The sequence below is a fragment of the Acinetobacter sp. IK31 genome (genome assembly GCF_035615195.1).
GTDB classification, from domain to species: domain Bacteria; phylum Pseudomonadota; class Gammaproteobacteria; order Pseudomonadales; family Moraxellaceae; genus Acinetobacter; species Acinetobacter calcoaceticus_C.
Genome location: NZ_JANBOB010000014.1, coordinates 1 through 1799 on the forward strand (window position 1 = coordinate 1; position 1799 = coordinate 1799).

At 36.1% G+C, this 1799-nt stretch carries 2 protein-coding genes; both read right to left on the bottom strand.

The features are described from left to right. On the bottom strand, window positions 1–599 hold a 599-nt coding region (locus tag MSG66_RS18700), incomplete at its 3' end, for a BapA/Bap/LapF family prefix-like domain-containing protein (RefSeq protein ID WP_420714250.1). A 378-nt stretch (window positions 600–977) separates the two neighbouring features. Further along, on the bottom strand, window positions 978–1799 hold an 822-nt coding region (locus MSG66_RS07865; protein WP_324653444.1), incomplete at its 5' end, for an HlyD family type I secretion periplasmic adaptor subunit.

Consider the following 1799-nt stretch of genomic DNA (forward strand, 5'->3'; position numbering starts at 1 on the left):
GAATCGCTGTCCGAATCCGAGTCACTGTCAGAGTCCGAATCGCTGTCGCTGTCAGAGTCGCTGTCAGAGTCAGAATCGCTGTCAGAGTCCGAGTCACTATCAGAATCAGAGTCGCTGTCAGAGTCAGAATCGCTGTCCGAATCAGAGTCGCTTTCTAAACTATTATTTTTATCGCTGTCATGAGCCCACCACAAAATTCCTGCTGCGGTTAGTGGTACAGATAACCATGCCCATGGAGATGCAGCACCATCATGATAAAGCAATGGTTCAATACTATCGATATAACTATAAGTGATATGGTCTAATAAGACCCCATTACTGTCAGTAAACTGTACCCACAGTAATTTATGATTATTATCTTCAAAAACTAAACTATTATCGGTTGAATAATTACCACCATTAAAGAAATCAATTATTACTATTTGCTCACCGTTTTTTAAAGTAATAATTGCATTTCTACCGTCTTGTCTAATTTCAGAAACATCATCTTTATTTACTTTTATTAAAATAACTGATGCTTCGGAAAGAGTGACTGTATCCTTTGTCGTAGTTTCTAAGGTTTCATGACTATCCTTAGAAACTACCCTTATTTCAGACATATTTATTCCCCTTCTCAGGATTATTTAATTAAACCAATCCAATTTAGAGCTCTTAAATTTTATTAAATAAGAAGAGCCCAAATTAAGGGATAAATTAGATAAAACAAGGGCCAACCTCAACGCATAATTTAATTATAAACATGAATTACGTCACAAAAAAATAGCAAAAAGAAGTTTATTTATTAACCAAAATAAAACCAAAATTATTAATTATTATTTTTCAAAGAATTAGAATCAAATTAAAATAAAAATATGCTTTTAATATTTTTATGTTTTAAAACACAAACAATAAAAACCACACATTTAAAACAAGATATTATCTCGATTAATATCTATATGGTTTTTAAATATTTAAAAGCCATATAGATATATATTTGTTTACCTTTCTCTTAAAGCTTCTTTGGCTTTATTAAATGGTTTAAGCAAGTAATCCAGTACCGTTTTTTGACCAGTACGAATATCTACCGTTGCCACCATACCCGGTGTAATACCGTATGCCTTACCTTGTTTATTATAAAGCTTGTCAGAATCAGTCCGGATATAAACACGATAATAGAATTGGTCTTGTTTAACCTCATCACGAATCGTGTCTGGTGAAATAACCGTTACCTTACCTTTTAAACCACCATAAATTGAGTAGTCATAAGCAGTAATCTTAACCAGCGCTTCTTGTCCCGGACGAATAAATGCAATGTCACGCGGTAAAATACGCGCTTCAATCAGCAGCTGCTCATCAATTGGAACAATGGTCATCAACTTACCGTTTTGGGGAATAACACCACCATGGGTAGTGACCGCAATTTCTTTTACAACACCACGTACCGGCGCTTTAAAAATAGCACGATCTAAGCTGTCAGTACGCCCCAGTACGACTTGTTGCTGCGTTTCAATATCGGTATTGGCTTTCGATAACTCTTCACGAGCCTTAACGAAATATTGGTTCTGCGCATCATTCATTTTATTTCTAAGGTCGTTTGCTTCACGACGTAAACGTAAAACTTCAACCTCACTGGCTGCACCTTTAGCAACCAACGGTTCGGTCATTGCCAATTCTTGTTGTACCAGTTGCAAAGCTTGTTTTAAGCCTGCAATGGTCTGTTCCAAATCTGCACGACGAGACCGATAGAGCGCTGTTTCTTCATGTACAAGTTTTGGTTCTTTCAGCACAATTTCAGGAAAAGCCAATGGTGTTCCATTTAC